The organism is Flavobacterium sp. Leaf82 (assembly GCF_001422725.1).
Classification (GTDB): domain Bacteria; phylum Bacteroidota; class Bacteroidia; order Flavobacteriales; family Flavobacteriaceae; genus Flavobacterium.
On sequence record NZ_LMMA01000025.1, the window covers coordinates 1 to 3,310 of the forward strand.

Below are 3,310 nucleotides of genomic sequence, written 5' to 3' on the forward strand. Positions count from 1 at the left end.
CCTTATAGGTTAACGATGCTCCTTCAAACACAACGGCAATATTATCAGGGGTTTTAGATACCTGATTCTCAAACAGGTCAATTATACTTTTGTCTTTTGGATAATAAACTGCCGTATCATTAAATTCAAATAATAACTGCTCTTTTTCTTCTGCAGAGAGGTAATTGAAAGTATCTAAAGGTTTATTAATGTTATCAGTAAATTGCTCTATCAAATTATACATATGTTTCACCAGATTTTTCATGAATTTAGATTCATATTTTTTGGTGTTATATTTAAAATCTATAGCTAATGATAGAGATGATGGTAGAATACTTATGTCAAAATCATAATTTGTTTGTTCAAATGTTGTTACAGACTCAATCTTGATTTCCTGAGAATTATTGGTTTGAGAATTTTTAATACCATTTTCAAGAATATCCTGTATAGGATAATTTTCAAAAATCATAATATGGCTAAAAAGCTTCATTCCTAATTCACTTTGAGCATTAATTTCTGCTAAATTGGAATAATGATAGGTACTTCCGGATATTGCATCTTCCTGAACTCTTTTTAATAAATCATAGGGTGTATCGCCATCTGCATATTTTATACGCACAGGAATTGTATTGATAAATAAACCAATCATATCTTCAATTCCTTCCAGTTCACCTGGTCTTCCTGACACAACTGATCCAAAAACCACATCCTGAGTATTATTGTATCTTGACAATAAAAAGCCCCAAGCGACCTGAATAAATGTATTTTGTGTTATACCAATACTAGCACATAAACTATTGATTTTTTTATACAAATTTTCGCCTATTGTAACTGTTTCTTTGGCTTCTGTGTATTTTTGATCCTCTTGAATTGTTGTACTAAAAGGGATTTCTGCAATTTGACTATAACCTTGTAAATAGGTTTTCCAATACGCCATAGAATCATTCGTATTCACTCCATCCAGCCATTTAATATAATTAGAATATGGAAATGTTTTTGGAAGATTTAATACTGCTTTTTGACTTATTGAATTCAATATCTGATAGAAATCTTTAATTAAAATACTCATACACCAACCATCTGCTAAAATGTGATGATGACTCCAAATAAATTCATAATTATCATTACCAAGATCCAGTATTTGTAATCGCATCTGAGAATTTGATTCTAAGTCAAATCCCATATTTCGATCTTCTAATTTGATTGTTTCTACATACTCATTTAAGTCAATTGCATATGAAGGGAGTTTTTTATGTAAAAAGTTCCCCGAAACCATTTTTCTTACTATTTGTATTGGTAACTCATTAGTTTGATCATATTTAAAACCAGTTCTCAATACAGCATGTCTTGCTACCAATTTATCGTAGGCTTCTTTTACAGTTGTGATATCCAGATCTGACGCTTTAATTCTATAAGATATCTGCTCAAAATACAATGAAGATATACCATTAGACAACCAGTGAAAGTAAATACCCTGCTGCAATGGAGAAAGTTTATAGACATCTTCTATCTCATTATCTTTATTAAGTTCTAATAGCGTTAAAACACTTAATCCTTTGAAAGTCAAATCAGACGGAGTTAAATAATTCTCCCTGATCGCACTCAATTTTTCGATTAGTGCAACAAGGTTTTCTTTATAAGAATCAACTAAATACTGAATTGTTTTTTTATGATATATTTCTTTATTAAAATTTATTGTTATAGACAGTTTTTCATCTACTAAAATTCCGGTTACGATTAACAATACGTCGTTCCCATTTGAATCATTATTATTCGCTCCAATATATTCTGAAGCATATTCAAATATTGAATCTTCATTTTTATTTGTTACGCCGCTGCCAAAATCTCCCAAATAGTTAAATTCGATAGCAGGAATAAGTGTATCGCTATACTGTTTTGTTAAATATTTTAAAATCCCGTATCCCACACCTTTATTCGGTATTTTTCTTAAATCTTCTTTTACTTTAATTAAGGTATTACTACTTGAATTAGAAATATCTAAAACAAACGGATAAAAAGAAGTAAACCATCCTACTGTTCTATTGATATCTACGTCAGCAATAATTTCTTCTCTACCATGTCCTTCCATTTTAAGAATAGTTTTATCCAATCCAAAAACATTCTTTATTGACAAACCAAGACCTGTTAATAATACATCATTTATTTCAGTATTGTAGGCTCTATGCGCCTTTGTCTGCAATAATTCGGTAGTGTTTTTATCTAAAGTAAACGAAATACTGCTGTCAATTTTGGCATTAAATTCAGGATTTTTTTTATCTGTTGGAAAAGCTGGAATTAGCTGATTGCTTACAGATTCCCAATAAGGTTTTTCAAGCTTAATTTGTTCGCCATGAGCATAATCCTGCTGCAGTGAGGACCATAATTGAAACGAATCTGTTTTTAATGGTAGTTCTATAGCTGCACCGGATAATAATTGTGTATAAATCGCAGATAAATCTTCGAGTAAAATTCGCCATGAAACACCGTCTACAACTAAGTGATGTATAATTAATGCCACACGATCACCACTCGTTAATCTAAAATGTGCGGCTTTAAATAATGATCCACCTTCCAGATTAAAACCGGATTGGAGCTGCTCTCCTATTTTTGCCATGATCAACAACTCATCATCTGCAGATCGCAAATCATGAAAATCGATAATAAAATCATCTTTCTGAATACCAGTATTATATTGTTTCCAATTATCACCTTCTTTTTTAAAAATCATTCGAAGGGCATCATGATGATGAATTAAAAAGGTTACACTTTTAGATAAAAAATCTGAATTAAGTTCTGCAGCACTTTTTAATATTACAGACTGATTAAAATGATGGTGTGCCTTAAAAATATTATTTTCAAAAAAATAATGCTGAATCGGAGTAAGACCAATTTCTCCTTCAACCGGAGACTGATCAATAATTCGATTACTTACCTCCATATGTTTTGCCAATTGTTCTAATACAGCAACACGAAGGATATCATTTATTTTTAAGCTATACCCTTGTTGCTTCAAGCGGGAAATTATCTGAATTGATTTTATAGAATCTCCTCCCAGATTATAAAAATTTTCTTTAATACTAATTGGGGATCTTTTTAGTACGTCTTCCCAAACGCTCACTAACAGTTTTTCTTCTTTTGATCGTGGCGCTGCATATTCACTTTTTGTAATGTCCTGCTCACTAATATTGGGCAATTTTTTAAGATCAACCTTGCCATTTGGTGTTAATGGCAATTCATCGAGTGCTACATAAAAACCCGGAACCATATAATTTGGTAATCTTTCTTTTAGAAAATCCTGAATAGATTCTTTGTTAAACTCTGCGTTAGGAAC

The 3,310-nt window shown here is 31.1% G+C and carries 1 protein-coding gene; it reads right to left on the minus strand.

Features of this window, described 5'->3' with window-relative positions; all coding sequences use genetic code 11:
* Positions 1–3,310: condensation domain-containing protein (locus ASF10_RS14355; protein WP_241774958.1), on the minus strand; the 3,310-nt coding region annotated here is incomplete at both ends.